The sequence below is a fragment of the Acinetobacter ihumii genome, from assembly GCF_900625095.1.
Classification (GTDB): Bacteria; Pseudomonadota; Gammaproteobacteria; order Pseudomonadales; family Moraxellaceae; genus Acinetobacter; species Acinetobacter ihumii.
In genome coordinates this window covers 26,330-50,832 of record NZ_LR130762.1, presented here as the reverse complement: position 1 = coordinate 50,832, position 24,503 = coordinate 26,330, and the positions used below count along the sequence as shown (strand labels likewise).

The following is a 24,503-nucleotide window of genomic DNA, read 5'->3' as shown; positions in this document are numbered from 1 at the left end:
TCCATTAAAATACACATAATAATCTGGATCTAAATTATACGGTTTATTAGACACAAACAAAGAAACCACAATTGCCATTAAAAAAATAAAAAATGATAAAAAATGATTTTTTTTAACGATAAAATTCATATTTTATCCTTTTTAATTAAAAATTTCTTCTTATGATATATTTTCCCTAATGTACTTTTTTTGCTAAAAAAACCTTTTCTTAAAAAAAGATTTGTCATATTTCGTGTTTCTTTAGTGAACTTAATTAATTTAGGCGAATTCTCCCTATTTTCAGAAAAAATAAGAAGATATAAAGCAATTATGAACCCATTTGAAATATAAAAGTAATTATAATAGTGACCATGTGAACCAGAATTCACAGTTAATATATTGTATTGTTTTTTATTCATTATAATTGCGGCTGATATATAACACATTAGATAGTCTGTATTTCCAATATTTTGAATTAAATCAGTTTTATTAGCATAATCCTTATAATATTTTTTTGGATCATTACTTGTAAAACACTTAGAAAATTCTTCGAACCAATCATTTATAAAAATATTATTTGGCTCAGATATTATTAACCAATTCTCAATAATTGGTAAACTTTTATTAATTGTACACTCATCAGAATAAAAGACAAAAGTTTGATTAGATTTCATTTTCTTCAATATCCAATCAAGATTTTCAACTAAAAAAATACTAGCATCTAGCCAGATGCCTCCAAAATCTTTAAGCAATGATAGCCTAATATAATCCGCTATGACGGCTGTTTCAATATTTTTATTAAAATTTGGTAATTCTACATAATCTTTTAAATTCGATTTATTAAGAACATTAACTTCGTAATCTGGGTGTAAGTCTATTATATTTTCTATGCATAAATTAACGAGATCATTCTCACACATAGATTCCCAATATATCCAAATTTTCTTGGGAATTTTAGCATGACAAATGTTTTTTTCTGGAAAAAATTCAAGCCATTCTTCCAATACTGTCTGTTTAACAAATACAAACCTCCACCATGCCTTCATAAGAATATAAACTTTATAAATCCTATCTTTTATCATTGGCAATATCTCCACTAAAGAATTTTAAATAACTTAAAAAAATGCAACTTTAGTAACAAACCATTTCTAAAAAAATAATTTAAAACTGTGGCAGCTAGAACTTCTGTAATTAAAACAGCCAAAGCCGCTCCTATTAAACCATAATACTTTACCAACATAAATGTCAACAATATATTAATCAAAAGCAATATTAAAGTCTTTTTAAATAAATAATGATACCCTCTATATCTCATAATATATTTTTCGGATATATTTGAAATAGATGAAAACAATGCTGAAAAAATAAAAATATATAAATACCTTACCGATTCAATATACTCTTCTCCGTATAAAAATAAAATTATAATTTCCCCAAATACAAACATAAATATAAAAAACAAAATACATAAAGTAAAAACCAAATAGTATGTTTTTAATACTATTGATTCAGCCGCCAAATCTTTTTTTTCAGAAAAAACGTTCACCATTAATGAACTTATAAAAGAATTCAGCAATAAAGATATCCCTCCACCCACTGTATATGCGACTGTAAATATTCCTACACTCCTCATATCCACAAATGTACCAATAAAAAATTGAGATGTTCTTGTAAATATTGCTATCGACAAAGTATAAAGTAACAATTTACTACCATTTTTTAATAAATATTTTCTGTATTTATAAGTAATTTTTTTATATCTGTATAAATTACCTCTATAACCATAATTAAAAATATAAAATTTTATTATAAATGGAATTAATGCAACCAATATAATTGGTACACATAACCACAATATATGCGTATTAAGCTTAACTATTAAAAATCTTATTAACAAACTTATAGTTAGACCAATCAAATTACAGATTGTATTAATCTTAGATTTTAATTGTGCGTTAAAATATATAGTGTATAAATCATGTGATGCAATATAAGCTGAGACTGATGCAGCAACTCCAAAATAAAAAGTGTATTGGTCTGTAAAATAATAAAAGTAAAGTAAGAGTGGAATTGCAGTCAAAAAAAATGCAGTATCTCTTATAGTTCTAGTTAATTTTATTAAATACCAACCTGATATGGCATTTTTACTTGTCCGCTGAAAAATAATATTTTCACAACCCATCCAAGCTATGGTTTGAATTATTCCAAATAGACTAATTGCATAATTTAGTTTTCCAAAATTTTCAGCACCAATATACTTTGCCACTAATGAAGTTACAAATATTAGCCCAAAAATTGAAATGACTTTTTCAGAAAAACTCCAAACTGAATTTCTCAATATTCGACTTTTAAGGATTTTTAACTTCATTAGTTTCTTTTATAAAATACTTTGCATCTATTAATTAAAATTTTTTAGCTTTAAATAAATTAGGAGCATCACTATCTTTATCTGTCAATAGTAATTTCAAATCTTTTGCTATAGGCCAATCAATTCCGATCTCAGGATCATTCCACACAATACTTCTTTCACAATCTTTAGAGTAATAATTTGTCGTTTTATATAAAAACTGGGTATTATCTTCCAAAGCCAAAAAACCATGTGCAAAACCAGCAGGAATCCAAAACTGTTTGTGATTGTCTCCTGTAAGCTCAACCCCTACCCACTCACCAAATGTTGGCGAGTTTTCACGGATATCTACTGCTACATCCCAAGCTCGACCTTGAACCACACGAACTAACTTACCTTGCGCATGTGGATTTAACTGATAATGTAAACCTCTCAACACACCTTTTTGTGAAAAGGAATGATTATCCTGTACAAACTTTGGTACGTCCAAACCACGTTCGGTCAGCTCTTTTTCAAAATTTGCTTGATTAAAACTTTCCATAAACCAACCACGGTCATCACCAAAAACTCGCGGTTCAAATATTAATAAGTCTTTAATTTTAGTTTCAATAATATTCATTTACACGTATTCCAAAATAAATTCACACAAGCAACATCATGTAAAATCATTTACAGGATGTTTTGATGTTAAGACTGACTTGAATGCTCTTGATGCAATTTCAATAAATATTGACCATAGCCTGTCTTTTTAAAGAATTCACCGCGTGCTTTGAGCTGATTTAAATCAATCCAACCATTGTTAAATGAAATCTCTTCCAAACTAGCAACCTTTAAGCCCTGACGATGTTCAATCGTTTGTACAAATTGACTGGCTTCAATCAATGAATCATGCGTTCCCGTATCTAGCCAAGCAAACCCACGACCTAACACTTCTACACTTAAACCATTTTGATTAAGATAAACATTATTCACATCCGTAATTTCTAATTCACCACGGTGTGAGGGTTTAATATTTTTGGCAATTTCCACCACTGAATTATCATAAAAATATAAACCCGTAACCGCATAATTTGACTTCGGCTGTTCAGGCTTTTCTTCAATACTTAATGCTTTCCCATTTATATCGAAGTCAACCACCCCAAAACGTTCAGGATCATTCACGTAATAACCAAATACCGTCGCCCCTTGATCTTGAGCAGCAGCTCGTTTGAGTTGCTCACTAAAATGCTGACCGTAGAAAATATTGTCACCCAAAATCAGAGTTACATTATCGTCTCCAATAAATTCTTCACCCAATATAAAGGCCTGAGCCAGTCCATCTGGAGAAGGTTGTACTTTATATGAAAGTTGAATACCCAACTCTTCACCCGTACCTAACAATTTTTCAAAGTTGGGTAAGTCTTCAGGCGTAGAAATAATCAAAATTTCATTAATCCCTGCCAGCATTAAAACTGACAATGGATAATAAATCATGGGTTTATCATAAATTGGGAGTAATTGTTTTGATGTGCCCATCGTGATTGGGTAAAGGCGTGTACCTGAACCGCCTGCCAAAATAATACCTTTACGATTTTTTTGTACTACTGTCATATTAAATCATCTCTGCAATCGCATGTTCTACACCCTGTTGCCATTCAGGTAAATGGATGTGAAAAGTCTGTTGTAATTTTTGGGTATTCAATCTTGAATTCAGTGGACGCTTGGCTGGTGTTGGATAGGCAGTGGTTGGAATTGCTTCCACTCGCTTAATTTGCAGCTCAATGCCCTTCTGTCGCGCTTGTTCAAAAATCAATTGCGCATAGTCATACCATGAGGTTTCACCTTGTGGAGCAAGGTGATAATGCCCGTGTAAATCATTGTGTTGATGTGGATTAAACAGATAATATCGGATGACTTGAGCTGTAACATCCGCGATCAATGCTGCGCCTGTCGGTACACCAATTTGATCCGCAATAATATTCAGTTCATCTTTACTTTTTGCAAGTTTCAACATGGTTTTAATAAAGTTATTGCCATGCGTACCATAGACCCAACTGGTTCTAAAATTAATAAATTTAGCTTGGCTTTGCTCCAGTGCAATTTCACCCGCTAGTTTGGTATGCCCATAAGCATTTTGTGGGGCTTTCTCATCTGTTTCTTGCCATGCGGTTTGGCCAAGACCATCAAATACATAATCCGTTGAGTAGTGAATCAATAATGCATTCACTGTTTTACATTGTTCAGCTAAGTGTTTCACTGCTAAATGGTTTATTAAATCTGCCTGTTCAAGATCAGTCTCAGCTTTATCCACCGCAGTATATGCGGTTGCATTCACGACAATATTCGGACGAAATTGTGTAAGGACTTGAACGATTGCATCAAAATTTGCGATATCACCACAATACTGAGTTTTCGTATCTTGATAGCGATCTAGGGCCAACACATTACCTAACGGTTGCAATGCTCTTTGCAATTCCCAACCAACCTGGCCATTTTTACCTAAAATCAACAGCTTCATCTATATCCACTCTCTGTTTTAGGCATTGGCATACTGTTGTATAACCCAGTTCTGGTATTCGCCACTTTGTACATTTCGCACCCAATCCTGATGATCCAAATACCACTGTACTGTTTTTCGCAGCCCTGTTTTAAACGTCTCTTCAGGCACCCAATTTAAGTCTTGTTTAATTTTAGTGGCATCAATCGCATAGCGTAGATCATGACCTGGTCGATCTGTCACATAGGTAATCAGATCTTGATACTGTGCTATACCTTCTGGCTTGTTAGGTGCAAGTTCTTCTAAAAGTTCACAAATCGATTTCACAACATCGATATTTTTTTGTTCATTATGGCCACCAATATTATAAGTTTCACCAACTTTGGCTTCAGTCATGACTTTATATAGTGCACGTGCATGATCTTCAACATATAACCAATCACGAATTTGCGCCCCGTTGCCATAGACTGGCAATGATTTACCCGCGAGGGCATTTAAAATGACCAAGGGAATCAGTTTTTCAGGAAAGTGGTATGGCCCATAATTATTAGAACAATTGGTTAACACGATCGGTAGACCATAGGTACGGTGCCATGCACATACTAAATGATCTGAACTTGCCTTACTTGCTGAGTAAGGAGAGCTTGGCGCATAAGGGGTAGTCTCTAAAAATAAATCTTCTGTTCCCTCTAAATCACCGTAAACCTCATCAGTTGAGATATGATGGAAACGAAATGCTGATTTTTTTTCTCCTGCTAAAGTATTCCAGTAGTAGCGTGATGCTTCTAGTAACTGATACGTCCCAATAATATTGGTTTCGATAAAATCAGCCGGACCTGAGATTGAGCGATCGACATGTGACTCTGCTGCTAAATGCATCACAGCATCGGGTTGAAAATCTTTAAATAGCTCGTCTAAAGCGATTCGATCACAAATATCAGTTTGGGAAAACTGGTATCTTTCATTCTGATCGACCTCCTTTAAAGATTCTAAATTGCCCGCATAGGTTAATTTATCTACATTTAAGACTTCATTATTTGTATTTTGAATAATATGTCGCACGACAGCAGAACCAATAAAACCGGCTCCACCTGTAATTAATATTTTCATATATAACCTTTTATACTATCTTTTGAATTTAGAATTACAGCCGAATATCACTTTGCGCTTTATCAAGCACATATTTTAAATCATACAAGACATGTTTTTCTTTACCTAATTGTTTAAATTGATCAATCGTCATACTTTTAAATTGATCATGCGCCACTGCGATCACGATCGCATCATACTGACCTTGCTGTAATGTTTTAATAGGTGCAAGACCGTATTCATGTTGGACTTCTGTATCATCCACCCATGGATCATAAATATCTAGATCAAGATCATATTCTTTCAGGGCTTTGACCATATCGACAATTTTGGTATTACGAATATCAGGACAATTTTCTTTAAAACTGAGTCCCATAATCAGGATTTTAGAGCCCACCACCTGTATCCGCTGTTTCACCATCTCCTTGATCAATTGGGTCGCAACATATTCACCCATCCGATCATTTAAACGACGCGCTGCCAGTATAATTTCAGGATGCAAACCAATGGATTGGGCCTTATGGGTTAAATAGTAGGGATCCACCCCAATACAATGACCACCGACCAATCCCGGACGAAACGGCAAAAAGTTCCATTTGGTCCCCGCAGCTTTTAATACTTCTTCGGTATCAATGTTAAGTTTATTAAAAATTAATGCCAATTCATTAATCAGAGCAATATTGACATCACGCTGCGTATTTTCAATGACTTTCGCTGCTTCGGCGACTTTAATACTCGGTGCTTTATAAGTGCCTGCTTGTATAATCAGTTGATAGACTTGGTCGATATAATCAGCAACTTCAGGGGTAGAGCCTGAGGTTATTTTTAAAATATTGGTCACACGACGCTGTTTATCCCCAGGATTAATGCGTTCAGGACTATAACCTACAAAAAAATCCTGATTAAATTTCAAGCCTGAAATTTTCTCTAAAACAGGGATACACACTTCTTCAGTCGCGCCAGGATAGACAGTGGATTCATATACCACGATGTCACCTTTTTTGAGCACTTTACCAATGGTTTCAGAAGATTTAATTAAGGGTGTTAAATCAGGCTGTTTAAAATCATCAATTGGGGTTGGAACAGTGACAATAAAGAAATTAGATTTTATTAATGCAGCAGAATCATGGGTATAATGCAAATTCACTGCTTGTTTTAATTCTTCTGGCGATGTTTCCAGCGTGTGATCATACCCAGAAAGTAGTTCAGCAATACGTTGTTGATTAATATCAAAACCAAGGGTTGGTTTTTGCTTGCCAAACTCAACGGCTAGTGGCAGCCCAACATAACCTAGTCCAATAATTGCGATACTGAGCTGTTCAAGCTGAAACATAAGAAACCTAACAATAACGAAGCCATCTGCGGAGTATATTACGAAAGTATGTCTTTACATTATACGAAATATAGCAGATCTTACATGAAGGATGTTTGAATTATACAATTTAACATTTAAAAACCTACATCTTATTTTCATTATGGTCTACAATTCTGACAGAATTTTGATTCAAAGTTACAACGAATTACAAACAAAGGGTTTTGCTGTGAAGTTGAGAAGCGCCTCATTTTTATTATCTATCTGTATTTTAAGCCTTTCAGGATGTGCTGTTACTTCCGGATTACAGACCTACGATCTACCAGAACAAGGTCATTTTAGAACAGACCAAGGCGCAGATGTCTCTGTCGTTCAGTTGACTCAGGCCAATATTCCTGCATTACAAACCGCAGCGAATGTGACCTCCTCAGATTTAGCATCATTATTTCGTTCGCAACATACCTTATACCGCTTAAGTGCAGGTGATGTACTGTCGATCCAGCTTTGGGCTTATCCAGAACTAACACCTCCTCTCCAACAAGACTCTGCCAATATCAAAGCTTCAGGCTATCCGATTGATAGCGATGGCAATATCTATTTACCACTTGTCGGTAAAATTCACGCTGCTGGCAAGACCGTGTCTGAACTGAATCGAAATCTTCGCGCTCAATTTGCGCATTATTTAAAAACCCCTGATGTTGTGGTTCGGGTGCTTTCTTACGAAGGGAATCGTTATTTTGTCAATGGTCAGGTGATGAAAAGTGGTCAATACACTTTAAATGACCAACCGATTAGTATTTATACCGCACTGGGTATGGCGGGTGGTGTCAATACCGAAACTGGTGACAATACCTCGATTCAACTGATTCGTAATGGTAAAACGTTTGATTTAAACGCGGTGAGTCTAGAAAAACAGGGCTATTCCCTACACAAACTCCTCATCCAGCCCAATGATACGATTTATGTCAACACCAAACAAAACCAGAAACTCTATGTGATGGGTGAATCGAGTAAAAGTCAGGCGCTGTCTTTACGTGATCAAGGCATGACTTTAAGTGATGTATTGGGTGAAAGTGAAGGGATCAATCCATATTCAGCCAGCGCAGCGCGAATTTATGTGATGCGTACTAATTTACAAACGCGTACCTCAACCATTTATCATTTGGATCTCAGCAGTATTGGAAACCTAGCGTTGGCCAATCAATTTCAAATGCAAAAAAATGATATTGTTTATATCGATGCAACAGGTTTAACTCGCTGGCAGCGTATTATGAACCAGATTGTACCGTTCTCTAGCGCACTTTATACATTTGACCAATTGGGTAAAAACTAAGCGAATAAACGAATGCAAATACAAAATATCTTAGTGGTTTGTGTTGGAAATATTTGTCGTAGCCCAATGGCAGAGTATTTTTTAAAACAAAGCCATCCTCATTTAAGTATAGAGTCAGCAGGAATTTCTGGCTTGATTGGCGAAGGCGCAGATGCCAAGGCTATTCAGTGCATGGATGTAATCAACATTGATATGCGTCCACATGTTGCACGTAAACTAAATAGTGATTTAATCAAAAAAGCTGATTTAATTTTAGTGATGAGCTTAAATCAACAAAAGCATTTAGAGCAGACTTGGCCTTTTGCCAAAGGTAAAGTGTTTCGACTTGGACATTGGCAACATAAAAATGTGCCTGATCCCTATCAACACGATCAGGCGTTTTTTGATGAAACCTGCCGTAATATTCAGGCTTACGTGTCTGACTGGAAATCACATATTTAATTTTTAAGTAGTTGCTACCCATGAGTCAAAATTCTACAACAACTGAAGACACCATCGATTTAAAAGAGCTATTTTTCTCTTTAATTGCGCAATGGAAAATGATCGCGCTGTGCATTATTTTAAGTTTAATCTGTGCCTTACTTTATTTACGTGTTACGCCTGATGTCTATTCAGTCGATGCCATGGTTCAGGTTGAAGATAGCAAAAGTGCGGCTTCAGCGGCTTTATTGGGCGAGTTAAGTAGTGTCGCAGGTGCTGTAAGCGGTCAAAAATCACCTGCTGATGCTGAACGAGAAATTTTGAATTCACGACTGGTTCTGGGTCAGGTCATTCAGAATTTACATTTAGATATCCAGATTCAAGACACTAAAGATACACCTTTCAATCGACTAATTTCAGAATCAAAACGACAACTTGATTATTCTCCATCAGGCGTTTTATTGAAAGAAAAGGGACAATCTTTTTTTGTTGAAAAATTTGAGGTTCCTTTTTACTTTCTGGATAAACCTTTAGTCCTTCAATTTAAACAAAATCAGTTTAGTTTAACTTATAAAGACAATATTGTAGCGGAAGGTCGTTTAAATCAGGATAACCTTTTAACAACGAATCAAGGTCAATGGAAAATCCGCATCAACAGTTCTACACCTTTTCAACACGAATTCAAAATTACCAAATTTGCCTTGCCAACAGCAGTTAAAAATTTAACTGAAAATTATAGCGTGGCTGAAAAAGGTAAAATGACAGGTGTACTCGGTCTGACCTATCAAGGGCAGGATCAGAAGCATATTACGCAAGTTTTAAATAATATTTTGACAGTTTATCACGCGCAAAATATTGAAAGAAAATCTTTAGAATCCAAACAGACCTTAGGTTTTTTAGATAAACAATTACCTGAATTACGTAAACAACTGGAAGATTCTGAACGTAAATTTAACCAATTCCGAGAGCAACATAATACCGTTGATGTGACGCAAGAATCTGAGTTACTGTTGAAACAAAATATCCAACTTGAAACCATGCGAATTGAATTACAACAAAAACAAGCTGAACTTGCAGCAAAATACACGCCTGATCACCCCTTAATGGCTGAAATCAATGCGCAAGTGGCAACCGTTAATAAAAAACTGGGTGAACTGAATGGAACCTTGAAACGTTTACCAGAACTACAACGCTTATATTTGCAGTTGTATCGTGATGTCAAAGTCAATACCGAGCTTTATACCAATTTACTGAATAGCTATCAGCAGCTTAAAATTTCTGAAGCGGGTGAAATTGGGAATGTACGTATTATTGATCATGCGGTAGAACCGATTAAACCCATCAAACCGAAAAAGCTGATCGTGCTGATTCTGTCAATTTTTGTAGGTGGCTTTATCGGAGTGTTGATTGCCTTGACCCGTAATATGTTACGCACAGGCATTAAAGATTCTGCTCAAATTGAAAATGAACTGGAACTTCCTGTTTACGCCACTGTGCCGCGTTCTCCTGTTCAAGAAAATCGTTTGGCTGTATTGAAGAAGAAAAAGAATATTCCGATTCTGGCAGTTAAGCATAGTGATGATGTTGCGATTGAAAGCCTGCGAAGTATTCGTACTGCCATTCATTTCGCGCTTTCAGGTGCAAAAAACAATATCATTATGATCAGTGGTCCTGCGCCAGAAGTCGGTAAATCCTTTATTTCGACCAACCTAGCCACAATCTTTGCTCAAGGTGACAAGAAAATCTTACTGATTGATGCCGATTTACGTCGTGGTTATTTGCATAAATATTTTAATCTGGAAACCCAACCGGGTCTGACCGAGTTATTAACCGACCAAGCGACGTTGACGCAAGTGACTCATTCAACTGAAGTGCCGAATTTAAGCTTTATCAGTCGTGGTAAGAGTCCATCTAATCCGTCCGAGTTATTAAGCTCTCAGAAGTTCCAGACTTTATTGCAAGAACTTTCTCAACACTATGATCATATTATTCTGGATACGCCACCAGTGCTTGCAGTGACAGATGGCATCATTATTTCACAATACACAGGCGTGAATTTGATCGTGGCTCGTCATGCCAAAACTCAAATGAAAGAGCTTGAATTATCGCTGAATCGTTTTGAGCAGGCTGGGGCAAAAGTAAATGGCTTTATCCTGAATGATATTCAGCGTTCAGCGAGCGGTAGCTATGGATATAACTATGCTTATGCCTATAAAGCAGCAAAAGATGACTAATTAATCTCATTATTTTGATGTTTTTAAAAAATCGAATCTACGGGTTCGATTTTTTTATGTACAAATAAAGGATTGATGTGAAAATAGATAAAAATCCTGTTATTTTTTTTATTAAACAGGATATGCTTAAGATAGCCATGCTAAGATGCATGCGATTGATATTTGGTTAAATAAACAACTTTTCTGGAACACTCATGAGTAAAGCCTTACCCATTGCTGTCGCTGTAATTTTAGGCGGTGCTGCACTTATTCCCGTTTACTATGCATCTCAACATCCAGTGGCAGAGGTTGGTTCAAAGGCAGACAAGAATGCCTCGCCTGTACAAAAAATCAGCTATGCACTGGGTTATGAAGTTGCCCATCAAACCCCACCAGAACTTGATGTCAATGCATTTGTCAGTGGTATCCGTGATGGTCATGGCAAAAAACCTGCGGCTTATACTGAACAGGAACTTCAAGCAGCTTATGTTGAATTCCAAAAGCAAATGCAACAGAAACAATTGGACGATGCCAAGAAAACAGAATCATCCAATGCCAATTTCTTAACTGAAAATGCCAATAAAGAAGGGGTTAAGACCACTGCATCAGGCTTACAGTATAAAATTATTAAAGAAGGTACAGGGAAGCAACCGACTGCGACTTCAGTTGTCAAAGTTCATTACAAAGGTCAATTGACTGATGGTAAAGTCTTTGACAGCTCTTATGATCGTGGTGAACCTGTTGAATTTCCTTTGAATAAAGTAATTCCAGGTTGGACAGAAGGTCTTCAATTATTAAAAGAAGGCGGCAAAGCCACATTCTACATTCCAGCACAGTTGGGATATGGTGAGCAAGGTGTACCAGGCATGATTCCACCAAATAGCACTTTAATTTTTGATGTAGAACTGTTAGAAGTTAAATAATTCATGAGGAAGGAGAGTTGATACTCTCCTCTTTTATTTTAGGAAGCACAATGAAAAAAACCAGTTTAGCATTCGTATTATTTGGCGTGGCGGCCACTAGTTTTGCAGCACCCGTTACTTCAACAAGCCCACAAAAAGATCAATTGGGTTATAGCTACGGTTATGTCATGGGACGTACCAATGCAGATACCTTAAAGGATTTAAATCTTGAAACCTTTATTCAAGGCCTCAAAGAAGGCTCTACAGGCAAAGCATCTTCTTTAAGTGATGAGGATATGGCCAAAGCCTTGAGTCAATATAAAAAACAGGTTGAATCAAAACAACTGATTGAATTTCAAAAATTAGCACAAGACAATCAAAAACAAGGCCAGACTTTTTTAACTGAAAATGCTAAAAAATCAGGCGTTATAACCACTAAATCGGGTTTACAATATCAAGTACTTCAAGCAGGCACAGGTAAATCACCAAAAGCAAATTCAAAAGTTAAAGTGAATTATGAAGGTCGCTTATTGGACGGTACCGTATTTGATAGCTCGATCGCACGTAATCATCCTGTAGAATTTCAGCTCAGCCAGGTCATTCAAGGCTGGACAGAAGGCGTACAAACCATGAAAGAAGGTGGAAAAACGCGCTTCTTTATTCCAGCGAATCTAGCCTATGGTGATGTCGGTTCGGGCGATGCGATTGGCCCCAACAGCGTTTTAATTTTTGATATTGAACTGCTACAAGTTTTACCCTAATTTATGATCTAAGTGATCTCAAAAAGGATGCAATCCTTTTTTACTTAAAGCACAGCCAGATTTGGGCTGTGCTTTTTATTCTCTATTAAAGATTTCATAACAGCAAAAACATCAAGTTCAATTTAGCAAGCTCATCACTCATGGCGTAAGTCGCGTGGTCGAAATCCTGTGGCTAACAGTGCAACACCATAAGCAATCACTCCCAATACACATAAAGCAGCCACTTCAATAATCCGTATCCACTGTGACGACTGACCATCGTACCAGTGCAAACCAAGCCATAATGCAGCAATCATCGCAATATTGGCAATCGCATATTGAACCGCCAGTTTTTTCCAATGCCCACCAAATCGAAAAATATTGCGTTTATGCAGATAAAAATAGAGTAATCCTGCATTCACCAATGCCGAACCAGATGAAGCCAATGCCAATGCCATATGCTCGGCATGCCAATTGATTAATTTAAAAAAGCCAATCAACACCACGTTTATAATCGCATTGGCAGCCACTGCCATCAACCCAACACGCACGGGTGTCTTGGTATCCTGCTGCGCATAAAAACCTGGGGCAAAGACTTTAATCAACATAAACGCAATCACACCACCGCTCATACACTGCAATGCCAGAGCGGTCATCTGGGTATCCCGCAAATCAAACTCACCACGCTGGAACAATGCCTGAATAATCGGAGTGGATAACATGAAGAGCGCAATACTGGCAGGTAATCCCACCAAGACAATGACACGCGCAGCCCAATCTAACATGCCGCGAAACTTAGCCTGATCCTGTTCTGCATGTCGTGTTGAAAGTGAAGGTAAAATTACCGTACCAATCGCCACACCAATGAGACCGAGCGGTAATTCGGTCATCCGTTCCGCACTATACAGCCATGACACTGAACCATCCTGCATAAAGGATGCCCAGATGGTATTGAGTAATAAATTGATCTGAGTGACCGATACACCAAACAAGGCAGGCAACATCAATTTCATGATGCGTTCTACCCCTTCATGTTTAAAGTCAATTTTGGGTGGAATGAGCAGTTTTTTACGCCATAGTTCAGGAATCTGCACCGCAAGCTGTAAAATACCCGCGCCCAATACAGCCCAGCCCAAAGCCATAATCGGTTGTTGCATATACGGCGTCAACCACCATGCTCCTGCGATCATGGCGAGATTGAGTAACACGGGAGAAAATGCAGGTGAGGCAAACGAGCCATAACTGTTTAAAATACTACTGGCAAAAGCGGTCAACGACATAAACATCAGATATGGAATGGTCAGACGGAATAGACTCACCGCCTGATCAAATTTTTCAGGATCATGATGAAAACCGGGCGCATAAGCATAAATGATGACAGGCGCGATAATCATCGCCACTAAGGTCAATAAACTCATGACTAGAAGCAAGCAACCAAAGACTCGACTAATCAAAATCTGAACTTCGGCATGCACTCGCCCTGTTTTATATTCCGTCAAAACAGGAATAAAGGCTTGTGAAAATGCACCTTCGGCAAATAATCGTCGAAAAAAATTGGGAATACGAAAGGCAACCACAAAGGTATCGAAATCTTTACCTGCCCCAAATACATTGAGCAAAACCATATCCCGAACCAGCCCCAGTACACGGGACAACATTGTCATTGCACTGACAATAAAGGTTGATCGCCATAATGCCATCGCATCCACCCACGGCTAAATACAAAGCCGATATTGTAATGAAAGTAAAAATTTATTTCGTTGTGAAATGATGTCTAGCCTGCATTTTTTTTGCATTCAGCAGTCGCCGAAAATAAGGCCATTGAAAATAAGGACCAGGATCGGTTTTTCGACCACGGGCAATATCCGAATGCCCGGCAATATGCTGCTGAATTTTAGGATAGCTCTGTTGTAGCACGGCAGTGATTTCGGCTAAGACCTGATATTGTATCTCTTCAAATGGCAAATCATCACTGCCTTCAAGCTCGATGCCAATCGAATAATCATTACATTCGACTTGCGCCAGATAACTGGAACGTCCCGCATGCCATGCTCGATCGTGAAAATTAACAAATTGAATCACCTCACCAGTTCTTAAAATTAACAGATGCGCTGACACCTGCATGCCTTCAATGCTTTGAAAATAAGGATGAACAGACCAGTCCAATTGATTTTGAAAAAACTGCTCGATATAGCCACTACCAAACTGGGAAGGTGGCAAACTAATGTTATGCACCACAATCAGTTGAATTTCGGTGGACTCAGGACGTTGATTATAATTTGGGGAAGCAATCTGTCTGGCACCGATCAACTGCCCATGTTCAACTCGATAGGTCGCGCTTAATGGCATGCTTAACATGATCCGATTTATTTTTGAATGATCCTAGTTTAATCGAGTCCTCAAAAATTAAAACTATTGAGATGGCATATTTATGACAATCGTTTGTGAATTTTGAAAAGGACAGTGCTAATATATCGCTCAATTTTCTGGATGAATCCTAGGTATCAAGTATGAGCATTCCTCAATCTTTGCTAGAACAATCGATTCAAATCAATGTGCAACACGCACTGGCTGAAGACATTGGTGATGGCGATATTACGGCTTTATTAACCCCAGAAAATGAACAGGCGACCGCGACCATTATCAGCCGTGAAGAGATGATATTGGCAGGACGTCCATGGGTTGATGCACTAATTTCGCAATATGATCCAACTGTACAAATTCTCTGGTTAAAGCAGGAAGGCGAATTAGTTGCCGCAGGCGAAGCATTTTTAAAATTGGCAGGTTCGGCGCGTAGCCTCCTTACTGTGGAGCGCCCTGCCCTGAACTTTATTCAAACCTTGTCGGCAGTGGCGACCAAAGCCGCGCATTATGTCAAACAACTTGACGGTACTCAGACCAAATTATTGGATACCCGTAAAACCTTACCGGGTCTACGCATTGCCCAGAAATATGCAGTTGCGATTGGCGGTGGTCAAAACCATCGCTTAGGTTTATTTGATGCCTTTTTAATTAAAGAAAACCATATTATGGCTGCGGGTGGCATCGCTCAGGCAATTGCGCAAGCACGACATATTGCACCGAATAAACCGGTTGAAGTTGAAGTTGAAAATTGGCATGAACTCAATCAAGCCCTTGAAGCTGGCGCAGATATTGTCATGCTGGATAATTTTAGCCAGCAACAAATGATCGACGCAGTGAAACACGTTGCGGGTCGTTGTAAATTGGAAGCTTCAGGCAATATCACTTTGGATAATCTACGTGAAGTTGCCAGTACAGGTGTGGATTATATTTCGATGGGCGTACTCACTAAAGATGTCACCGCCATTGATCTTTCCATGCGCTTTAATGCTCGAATTGTTCAAGTCTGATCTGTTTCGCTATTTTCAGTTTTGATGACTTGATTCTCTACATTCGCCGTTTGCTGAGGCTGGGTTAAAACTTCTGGAGTTTTGACCTGCGCCTGCCATGCAGATTGTTGGCGTGATGTCTCATTTGGGCGTGGATCACAGGCCATAATCGTAAATGTAATAATCGCAAAAAGTACAATAAAGCCCTGTAGCATTTTTTATTTCCCCGATCTTGTAAAACCATAAAAATCAGTTGCTACTGTAAGATTGAATCATGACAAACTAGGGTAGACTATGTTTTCAGCTGACGATAAAAAGTTATCATTTGTGAAATAGTTGTCGTTTTTGTAAAAAGGATGTCCAGAGACATCCCTTTTTAATTTTTAAGCCTCGATATATCCCATATACGGATCAGAAATTGAATCTTTTTGGGTTTCAATACGACCTGCAAATCGGCGACTATAGCTTGGGTCAGCCTCCAAATACACAGTGAAATCGTACCAGCCACCAAATTCAGTCATATCCCAAGCCAGTTCTGTTTCTGTGCTTGTGGTTTCAATTGACCATTGCTGATTGGGTAAATAAGCATTGGCTTTAACTTTGAGCTTACTACTTGATTGCCCATCATGACGAACTTTTAAAAACAGTTTGGCTTCGCAATCTTCCACACAGACCCGAATCTCAGCGAGTGACTGTTGTTGCACCGGTTGAGTGAGATTACCTGTAAACGCACGATGAAAACCATTCGGCCCCAATACCCACAAATCATAAAGACCTTGCTGCGTGTTCCAGTCATCCTGTAATTGCTTACCCGCTTCAACCATATAACGGCGAGGGATCGCATCCAGATTTAAACGGTCATAGACATGAAATACCGCAGCCTGTTTTCCGCTATTGGCGAATAAAAGTTGTATGCTCTGTCCTGACGGATTGACTTTGGCACTGGTATGTAAAATATACGGTAAGGCTCTGGATGGACGGATGCCCATTTCTTGCTGCGGAAAGACTTGCGAACTTGGCACAGCGACTTGCGGCAATAATGACTGCGCCAGACGAATCGCATCGGCTTCGGTTTTGGCTTTTTTCCCTTCAAGCTCAGGCAACTGTGTGATATTTGGGGTTTTAAAATCAAACGCAGTGGTTAAATCACCGCAGACTGCACGGCGGTACACACTAATATTCGGTTCTTTCACCCCAAAACGCTGTTCAAGGAACTGGATAATTGAGGTATGATCAAACACTTGCGAATTGACCCAACCACCGCGACTCCACGGTGAAATCACATACATCGGTACACGAATCCCCGGGCCATAGACACGACCATCGGGTTTGGGTTGAGATTTTGCGGTCGCGACTGCTGGATGGGTAAAATACTCTGGTGACAAAGCATCAATGGGCAAAGTCGTTTTTCCATAGATTTTGCCTGTACTGTCCTGAGAAGGCGCGCTCGGTGATGGCACATGATCAAAGAAACCATCATTTTCATCAAAATTGATGAGTAACACGGTTTGTGACCAAATGGCTGGATTGTCCGTCAGTGCATTGAGCACTTCCTGAATATACCAAGCCCCTTGCACTGGACTAGATGGCCCCGGATGTTCGCTATAGGTCGCAGGCGCAACGATCCAACTGACTTGAGGCAATTTCCCAGTCGCAATATCTTGTTTGAAAGTTCCCAAGAAACCACCATCTGGCATGGTATTGGCAATGCCTTTATACAAGGGCTGGGTTGCATCCACTTTTTCATCATAAGCAGGACTGACCAGATCATCATGACTGACTGGCTGTCCTGATAATTCATTGGCACGACGATATTGCTTAAAACCTGCCAGTGGATTATCGGTAAAATTATCGGGCATATTTTGATAGACTTTCCAGCTCACGCCGGCCTGTTGTAAACGCTCAGGATAAGTTGTCCATTCATAGCCGCTGGTCGAGGCACCCAAACCATCAAATTCGTTCACCACCGCAGCCACACCCGCTGAGGGGCCATTGGTTCCTGTCCAGATAAACATGCGATTGGGATTGGTTCCTGCATGCATGGCACAGTGATAGGCATCACACAAGGTAAAAGCGTTGGCTAAAGCAAACTGAAATTCAACTTCCTGTTTTTGATAATAACCCATGGATTGTGGCTTTTTAAACTTGACCCAATCCCCCATACGCCCATGATTCCACGCATCCTGACCATCTGACCATGAATGCGGTGTACCTGAAACACGCTGAGCATTGCCTAAACGACTATCTAAATGATAAGGCAGGATTTTATTTTGCTTGGCATCATACTGTTCCCAGACTTTACGCTTTTGACTCAATGGAATGCTAAAACGATCACCAAAACCACGGACGCCTTTTAAGGTGCCAAAATAGTTATCAAAAGATCGGTTTTCCTGAGTCAAAATCACCACATGTTTAACATCCTGAATGCTACCTGTTTCTACTTTGGCATCAATGGCGAGTGCTTTCTGGATACTCAAAGGAAAACTGGATAATGCAGCAGTGCCAAATAAAGTCTTGGCAGTATTCAGTACAAAATCACGACGGTTCATTATTTAATCCTTATTTATGATTTTTATTATGGCGCACAGTGCATCGTGCAATTATTTTTAGGCGATTGTGTCGGCTGGGTCGATGATTCATCGTCCTTGCAAGCACTGAGCATGACAGTGCTAATCATGAGAAAAAAACAAAAGAATTTAGACATGGGTCTCTCCATTGAACAATGGAGACTAGTAAAAAGCTTGAAAATTACAACAATATGATGATTTGATGTCGATTAGATGAAGACATAAAAAAACGCATCCGAAGATGCGTTTTCACTTAAAATATTTCCACTCAAGAAAAGATTACCAGCCCAATGCTTCCTGTTGTTTTTGAATCAGGGTTTGAATGCCTTTTTCAGCCACTTCCAACATGTCATTGGCTTGAGTACGAGTAAATGGTTTTTCTTCAGCCGTGCCCTGAATCTCGATAAATTCGCCCGCTTGGGTCATCACTACATTCATATCGGTTTGGCAATTTGAATCTTCTTCATAGCACAAATCCAGTAAAACTTGGTCTTGATAAATCCCGACCGAGATCGCTGCAACCAAACCTTTAAGAGGATCTTGTTTGATTTTCTTCTTTTCTAATAACACATTCATGGCATCAATCAAGGCCACTGCCGCACCTGTAATCGCTGCGGTACGTGTCCCCCCATCGGCCTGAATGACATCACAGTCGATGGTAATGGTATTTTCACCCAATTTTTTCAAATCGACCATCGCACGTAAACTACGACCAATCAAACGTTGAATCTCTTGGGTACGGCCGCTTTGTTTGCCACGAGCCGCTTCACGGTCACTACGAGTATGCGTAGAACGCGGCAACATGCCATATTCCGCTGTCACCCAACCTTGGCCTTGTCCTTTCAAAAAGCGTGGTACCGAGTGATCAACGCTTGCGGTACATAATACCTTGGTATGACCGAATTCGACCAAAACCGAACCTTCAGCATAACGGGTGTAATTTCGCGTAATTTTTACATCACGTAATTGATCAAGTGCTCGTTGGTCAAGACGCATCATCTATCCTTTCTTTGCCGCTAATAAGATTGCAACATAGTATAGCAAAAGCCCTCAATAAAATTGGGCCGAATTTGGCCCAATCTTGTCTTTTTACAAAAGCACTTATTTTGCAAATGAAAATAGATTTTTCACTTTTTGAATCGTATTGGATACTTGATCGCTATAGCCATTGGGTAATGAACATTTAGCTAAACGCACCCAAACACTCCAGAACTGTTTCATAAAGTTGGCTTCGTTATAGTTCACGCCATATTCTTCACACAATGCTCTGATTTTAGGGGCAACTTCCGAATAACGATTTGCGGGCATATCAGGAAATAAATGGTGTTCAATTTGGTGGCTCAAATTACCACTCAAGATATGTAAACCTTGAGTTCCACTAAAGTTACTTGAACCCCGAATTTGACGTAAATACCATTGCGCGCGGGTTTCAGTCTCAGTGTTATCTTCTTCAAAAGTCTCAGCATCTTCAGTAAAGTGACCGTTAAAAATCACCGCAGACGACCATAAACTACGAATGACATTTGCTACAGCATTACCCAAAAAGACAGGAATGGCATTTGGTCCAGCAATCAATGGAAAAAACACATAATCTTTACCGACCTGACGCACTACTTTTTTGCGCAATTTAGCCGAATCTTTCCAAACCTCTTTCCATGATTTGGTTTTGTATACAATGGCATCTTCTAAATGTAAATTCTGCGCCCCAACATACCATTCAAAAAACACCATTAGTTGCATTGCCATTGGAACATTCAATAAGAAGCGGGGTTCCCATTTTTGTTGTTCACTGACGCGCAATAGTCCATAACCGACATCATGATCTTTACCGACAATATTGGTATAGGTGTGATGGACATAGTTATGGGTATGTTTCCAGTCATCCCCTGTGGCAATGGTATCCCAGTCATAATTGGCACCGTTTAAGCTTGGGTCATTGAGCCAGTCAAACTGACCATGCATGACATTATGACCCAGCTCCATGTTCTCTACAATTTTGGAAATACCGAGTAAACCTGTACCGACTAACCATACGGGTGGAATCCAGCCGCCAAACATTAACATCCCGCGTGATGCGATTTCGCTATAACGGACAAAGTTACGAATTTTGTAGATGTATTTGGCATCGGCTTCGCCCAGATTATCCATGACTTCACGGCGAATCTCTTCGACACGGCGACCAAATTCCTCAACCTGTTCTGGGGTTAAGTAGTTAGATTTACTGTTTAATGGAAATTTTACGGACATATTCATTATTTTTCTCCGAATCTATTCAAATGGACTGACGATTGTTAAAGATTGATCGTGACAGGACTAATCGCCTGACTGACGCACAGTTTAATTTGGGTGTTATTGCCATGATCAATTTCACCGGTCAGTATATTTTTGGTTGAACCACTGACTTTGGTACAGGTACAGGTATTACAAATTCCCATACGACAGCCATGTGCTGGACGTAAGCCCGCTTGCTCGGCACTTTCCAGTAAGTTGCTGTGGGCTTCAAAGGCCTGTTGTGAACGTAAGAAAGTGACGGGTTGTGCTTCAAGACTTTCATCGACCACGGGCTGGAAATATTCCATATGTAGACGATCACTCAAATTTAACTCGGCAAAAATGCTTTTCGCCGCCTGCATCATATTGGCTGCGCCACACAGATAAGTTTGTTTTTGATGCAAATCACTGATCAGTTGATTTAACAAATCTACAGTCAAATGCTGTTTTTGCTGCGTTGTATCAATATGATGGTAGTGAATGTTTGGATGACGCTGCGCCAAAGCCTGTAATTCCTGATGAAATGCAGCATCACGGCTAAAATAAATCACATTAATCTGGCTCAGTTGTTGCTGAACCGCCTGCTGTAACAGCGAATAAATCGCGGTAATGCCACTGCCCGATGCAATCAATAGCGCAGCAGTCTGATCGGTATGTAAGCAAAACTCACCTTGGGTTTGTGAAATTTCAATCACATCGCCTGCTTTTAACTGACTCATGGCACGCGAGACCACGCCCTGAACTTTGATGCCTAAATACAGATTGCCTTGTGCATCAATTTGCATGACAGAATAACTGCGTTGATAACGCACGCCTGCCACGACAACGGTCACCAAAATGCTGTGGCCTGCTTTAAAATTTTGTGCTGCAAAATTGCTATTCGGTTGTAAACAAATTTGATACAGCTCAGGGGTGATAGCGGTCACTGAAGTGACCTGAGCTTTGACTTTTTTCCACGTCCACATTGGGTTGACTTTTTCCAATATGAAATCGACAAAATCTTCACGAATCCATTGAGGCTGATAATTGGCTGCAATGTTCATACGTTCCTCGTTTGTATCTGGCTATTTATATGAGTGAACAAATGTTCTTTCAGTGAACATGTGTACACAGTATTCTTTTTTTTAAATTCAGTCAACAGGTGTTCACTGATTTTTTTTAATCATTTGTTTTATTTTTTTTAAAAGACTTCAACTTTTTGTTAGACTCTTGGCTGGTTTAACATAGGTCTAATGCATGTCGATCCGGGACGAACGTAAACAACAAAGCCGTCAGGCGCTGCTGGATGCTGCATTGCAACTGAGTACTGCTGGACGTTCATTTAGTAGTATTAGTTTGCGTGAGGTAGCACGTGAAGTGGGCTTGGTTCCTACGGCGTTTTATCGACATTTTCAGGATATGGATGCACTTGGGCAGGAACTGGTCGATCAGGTTGCCTTGCATATTAAAAGCCTGATTCATCAACTTGGACAAAGTTATTTACATCAGTCCAAAGCCAATCCACAAACCAGCATTGAGTTATTTGTACAGGCGGTCAACCATAGTCCACTCGAATGGCAATTTATGATTGCAGAACGCTGGGGCGGATCGAGCACGGTACGTTATGCGATTGCCCGCGAAATTGAGGATTTGACCGAAGCCCTGACCAGCGACCTGCGTAAATTACCGACCTTTGAACACATTCAGGATAATCAGGATCTTAAAGTACTTTCTACCATCCTGATTAATATGTCATTTACGTGGGCCATGACTTGGCTCAGTTTACCACGGCAGTATCAAGACGAAGCCCTACAGCAACAACAACACGCGTTTATTGAAAGTGCATCCACACAAGTCCGTTTGATTTTCCGTGGTATCGCCAACTGGGAATGAATCCTGAATCAAATTAAATCTTTAAAAAAAAAGATTTAAAAGTCATAAATGCGCTTGGCGAATCCGCGAATTTGGCTTAATGTCAAAGCATGCTCGTTAAAGCTAAACCGTGATAGGAACTGTTATGAATCCAGATCGTCATCAACAATTTTTAATTCGCAAGGAACGCATATTAAATGTTGCCGAAAAGCTATTGCTGGAAAATAATCAGGAAATCACCCTAGATGAACTGGTCGCCGAGCTGGATATTGCCAAAGGCACGCTATATAAACATTTTAAAAGTAAAAATGAGCTGTTACTGGAATTGGTGATTGAGAACGAGAAAAAACTCTTAGATATCTCGCAAAAGCACAATAGCAACTTTAAGGAATATGCACCGATTTATATGCTGCATCATTTACTTGCGCCAGCCAGAACTATTTTGCTGCATCAGCTCGAAGAAAACCTCACCATGAGTGAGTCTAAGCTGAATCATTTGTTTAAAGAACTATATGACATTCGTCAGGAACGTATTCTGGCAATTAAAGAGATTACCGAAGCCTATTTGAAATCAGTCAATTACGATATGTCCATTCGCGACTATTTATCTTATATCTGGTCACTGACCTATGGCGCGGCGTTACTGCTTAATTCAAGTTATTATCAACGTTCGATCGGTTCACGTCAGAAGCTGATTAATTTGTATGTCAATCAGGCACTTTCGTTGCCTAAACAAGCCATTAATCTGGATGCATTCGAGCTGGAAATTAAACTGGATGAGTTGAATAAATCTTAAAGCATAAAAAAGTCGCTTGATGATTTCTGACCAAGCGACTTGTTATCTTAGCGTCTGTTATTTGCCTTTACGCTCTTTTTCAATCAGATAATTGACCACTTGCGTCACTTTACCATCTTCACCCTGTACCACATATTTACCATTGACCACCACCGCAGGGACACCTGTCAACTGGTATTGCTGCGCCAATTTATTTGACTCTGCAACTTTTGCAGTAATTGGGAAGGAATTAAACATGCTATTAAACTTTTGTTCTGGAACGCCATAACCTGCGTAAAACTTAGCTAAAGAAGCCTGATCAAAAATTTGTTGGTTTTGTGCATGAATCGCGTGGAACAATGGCAAATGCGTTTTTTTACGCACACCTAAAGCTTCTGAAACATAATACGCACGTGCGCCCTGTTCCCAAACTTTATTCATGGCAGCAGGTGTACGCACAAACGTGACATCTTTAGGAATCTGCTTTAACCACGTCTGCATATATGGTTCAAGTTTAAAACAGTGCGGGCAGCCGTACCAAAAAAATTCGCGGACTTCAATTTTACCCGGAGCGACTTTGCCCGGATTGGCAACCACGGTGTAATCTTTGCCTGCCACAAAGTCAGCAGCCATTGCAGTTCCAGAAACTGCCATCATTGCGGCACAAAGACCACCAAAAACAAACTTTTTCATTACCTGTTTTTTCCTCTAAATCATTCTGTTGAGTGTATGCCTTAAATATAGAACAAATATGCCAAATTCGTTTTGCTTGTGTGAAGATTTTTAGCATATCTTTGAGCAAGCAGATCACTTTTTTCAGATTTGTGGTTACACTAACCCTAGTAAACCAAACTTAACGATTGATGAAAACACAAATA

At 39.1% G+C, this 24,503-nt stretch carries 23 protein-coding genes; 8 read left to right on the top strand and 15 right to left on the bottom strand.

What is annotated here, in order from left to right:
• Window positions 1-125 precede the first annotated feature (125 nt).
• From E0D95_RS15105 to tviB, 7 genes are all read right to left on the bottom strand, one after another.
• A complete protein-coding gene (locus tag E0D95_RS15105; protein ID WP_165443269.1) occupies window positions 126-1,025 on the bottom strand; it encodes a glycosyltransferase family 32 protein in 900 nt (299 codons plus the stop codon).
• A gap of 50 nt (window positions 1,026-1,075) precedes the next feature.
• Complete coding sequence (locus tag E0D95_RS15100) at window positions 1,076-2,347, bottom strand: oligosaccharide flippase family protein (protein ID WP_130804959.1); 1,272 nt, start codon at window positions 2,345-2,347, stop codon at window positions 1,076-1,078.
• A gap of 34 nt (window positions 2,348-2,381) precedes the next feature.
• Window positions 2,382-2,945, bottom strand: coding sequence for a dTDP-4-dehydrorhamnose 3,5-epimerase (gene rfbC, locus E0D95_RS15095; protein WP_130804958.1), 564 nt, complete (start codon window positions 2,943-2,945; stop codon window positions 2,382-2,384).
• A 68-nt stretch (window positions 2,946-3,013) separates the two neighbouring features.
• Window positions 3,014-3,916, bottom strand: coding sequence for a glucose-1-phosphate thymidylyltransferase RfbA (gene rfbA / locus E0D95_RS15090; protein ID WP_130804957.1), 903 nt, complete (start codon window positions 3,914-3,916; stop codon window positions 3,014-3,016).
• A gap of 1 nt (window position 3,917) precedes the next feature.
• Window positions 3,918-4,823, bottom strand: a complete 906-nt coding sequence (rfbD, locus tag E0D95_RS15085) for a dTDP-4-dehydrorhamnose reductase (protein ID WP_130804956.1) — start codon at window positions 4,821-4,823, stop codon at window positions 3,918-3,920.
• 18 nt (window positions 4,824-4,841) lie between these two features.
• Window positions 4,842-5,912, bottom strand: a complete 1,071-nt coding sequence (rfbB, locus tag E0D95_RS15080; RefSeq protein ID WP_130804955.1) for a dTDP-glucose 4,6-dehydratase — start codon at window positions 5,910-5,912, stop codon at window positions 4,842-4,844.
• A gap of 34 nt (window positions 5,913-5,946) precedes the next feature.
• Window positions 5,947-7,224: a Vi polysaccharide biosynthesis UDP-N-acetylglucosamine C-6 dehydrogenase TviB gene (tviB, locus tag E0D95_RS15075; protein WP_130804954.1), complete on the bottom strand. Its 1,278-nt coding sequence runs from the start codon at window positions 7,222-7,224 to the stop codon at window positions 5,947-5,949.
• A 208-nt stretch (window positions 7,225-7,432) separates the two neighbouring features.
• Between tviB and E0D95_RS15070 the strand changes: the two genes are divergently transcribed.
• The 5 genes from E0D95_RS15070 to E0D95_RS15050 all read left to right on the top strand — a co-directional run bounded on the left by E0D95_RS15070 (window position 7,433) and on the right by E0D95_RS15050 (window position 12,832).
• A complete protein-coding gene (locus E0D95_RS15070; protein ID WP_171478600.1) occupies window positions 7,433-8,536 on the top strand; it encodes a polysaccharide biosynthesis/export family protein in 1,104 nt (367 codons plus the stop codon).
• Between the two features lie 12 nt (window positions 8,537-8,548).
• Window positions 8,549-8,977 (top strand): low molecular weight protein-tyrosine-phosphatase, encoded by a 429-nt coding sequence (locus tag E0D95_RS15065; RefSeq protein ID WP_130804952.1) that lies wholly within the window; start codon window positions 8,549-8,551, stop codon window positions 8,975-8,977.
• Window positions 8,978-8,997: 20 nt separating this feature from the next.
• Entirely contained in the window at window positions 8,998-11,190 is a 2,193-nt protein-coding gene (locus tag E0D95_RS15060; protein WP_130804951.1) for a polysaccharide biosynthesis tyrosine autokinase, read from the top strand.
• 194 nt (window positions 11,191-11,384) lie between these two features.
• Window positions 11,385-12,092, top strand: coding sequence for a BamJ family beta-barrel-assembly machinery protein (locus E0D95_RS15055; RefSeq protein WP_004994529.1), 708 nt, complete (start codon window positions 11,385-11,387; stop codon window positions 12,090-12,092).
• A gap of 50 nt (window positions 12,093-12,142) precedes the next feature.
• Window positions 12,143-12,832 carry a BamJ family beta-barrel-assembly machinery protein gene (locus tag E0D95_RS15050; protein WP_130804950.1) on the top strand — a complete coding sequence of 230 codons (690 nt, stop codon included), beginning with the start codon at window positions 12,143-12,145 and terminating at the stop codon, window positions 12,830-12,832.
• 134 nt (window positions 12,833-12,966) lie between these two features.
• Here E0D95_RS15050 and murJ read toward each other — a convergent pair whose 3' ends face one another.
• Together murJ and ampD are read right to left on the bottom strand one after the other, a co-directional pair.
• Window positions 12,967-14,520 carry a murein biosynthesis integral membrane protein MurJ gene (gene murJ / locus E0D95_RS15045; protein ID WP_171478599.1) on the bottom strand — a complete coding sequence of 518 codons (1,554 nt, stop codon included), beginning with the start codon at window positions 14,518-14,520 and terminating at the stop codon, window positions 12,967-12,969.
• 43 nt (window positions 14,521-14,563) lie between these two features.
• The gene (gene ampD / locus E0D95_RS15040) at window positions 14,564-15,160 is read right to left on the bottom strand and encodes a 1,6-anhydro-N-acetylmuramyl-L-alanine amidase AmpD (protein ID WP_130804948.1); all 597 of its coding nucleotides are present in this window, start codon (window positions 15,158-15,160) and stop codon (window positions 14,564-14,566) included.
• Between the two features lie 161 nt (window positions 15,161-15,321).
• Between ampD and nadC the strand changes: the two genes are divergently transcribed.
• Window positions 15,322-16,182 (top strand): carboxylating nicotinate-nucleotide diphosphorylase, encoded by an 861-nt coding sequence (gene nadC, locus E0D95_RS15035; protein WP_130804947.1) that lies wholly within the window; start codon window positions 15,322-15,324, stop codon window positions 16,180-16,182.
• On the opposite strand, the gene E0D95_RS15030 is transcribed toward nadC, so the two are convergent.
• From E0D95_RS15030 to E0D95_RS15010, 5 genes are all read right to left on the bottom strand, one after another.
• Window positions 16,173-16,376, bottom strand: a complete 204-nt coding sequence (locus E0D95_RS15030; protein ID WP_130804946.1) for an ABZJ_00068 family colistin stress protein — start codon at window positions 16,374-16,376, stop codon at window positions 16,173-16,175. The two genes, nadC and E0D95_RS15030, sit on opposite strands and share 10 nt — an antisense overlap.
• A 168-nt stretch (window positions 16,377-16,544) precedes the next feature.
• Window positions 16,545-18,710, bottom strand: coding sequence for a phosphocholine-specific phospholipase C (locus E0D95_RS15025; RefSeq protein WP_130804945.1), 2,166 nt, complete (start codon window positions 18,708-18,710; stop codon window positions 16,545-16,547).
• A 297-nt stretch (window positions 18,711-19,007) separates the two neighbouring features.
• Window positions 19,008-19,724: a ribonuclease PH gene (gene rph, locus E0D95_RS15020; RefSeq protein ID WP_004988810.1), complete on the bottom strand. Its 717-nt coding sequence runs from the start codon at window positions 19,722-19,724 to the stop codon at window positions 19,008-19,010.
• Between the two features lie 105 nt (window positions 19,725-19,829).
• On the bottom strand, window positions 19,830-20,981 hold the full coding sequence (locus E0D95_RS15015; RefSeq protein WP_004988813.1) for a fatty acid desaturase family protein: 1,152 nt from the start codon (window positions 20,979-20,981) through the stop codon (window positions 19,830-19,832).
• A gap of 38 nt (window positions 20,982-21,019) precedes the next feature.
• A complete protein-coding gene (locus E0D95_RS15010) occupies window positions 21,020-22,042 on the bottom strand; it encodes a flavin reductase family protein (protein WP_130804944.1) in 1,023 nt (340 codons plus the stop codon).
• A gap of 193 nt (window positions 22,043-22,235) precedes the next feature.
• Between E0D95_RS15010 and E0D95_RS15005 the strand changes: the two genes are divergently transcribed.
• Both E0D95_RS15005 and E0D95_RS15000 read left to right on the top strand, forming a co-directional pair.
• Window positions 22,236-22,871: a TetR family transcriptional regulator gene (locus tag E0D95_RS15005; RefSeq protein WP_130804943.1), complete on the top strand. Its 636-nt coding sequence runs from the start codon at window positions 22,236-22,238 to the stop codon at window positions 22,869-22,871.
• A 124-nt stretch (window positions 22,872-22,995) separates the two neighbouring features.
• Complete coding sequence (locus E0D95_RS15000; protein WP_130804942.1) at window positions 22,996-23,646, top strand: TetR/AcrR family transcriptional regulator; 651 nt, start codon at window positions 22,996-22,998, stop codon at window positions 23,644-23,646.
• A 57-nt stretch (window positions 23,647-23,703) separates the two neighbouring features.
• Here E0D95_RS15000 and E0D95_RS14995 read toward each other — a convergent pair whose 3' ends face one another.
• Window positions 23,704-24,318: a thiol:disulfide interchange protein DsbA/DsbL gene (locus tag E0D95_RS14995; RefSeq protein WP_130804941.1), complete on the bottom strand. Its 615-nt coding sequence runs from the start codon at window positions 24,316-24,318 to the stop codon at window positions 23,704-23,706.
• Between the last annotated feature and the right edge of the window lie 185 nt (window positions 24,319-24,503).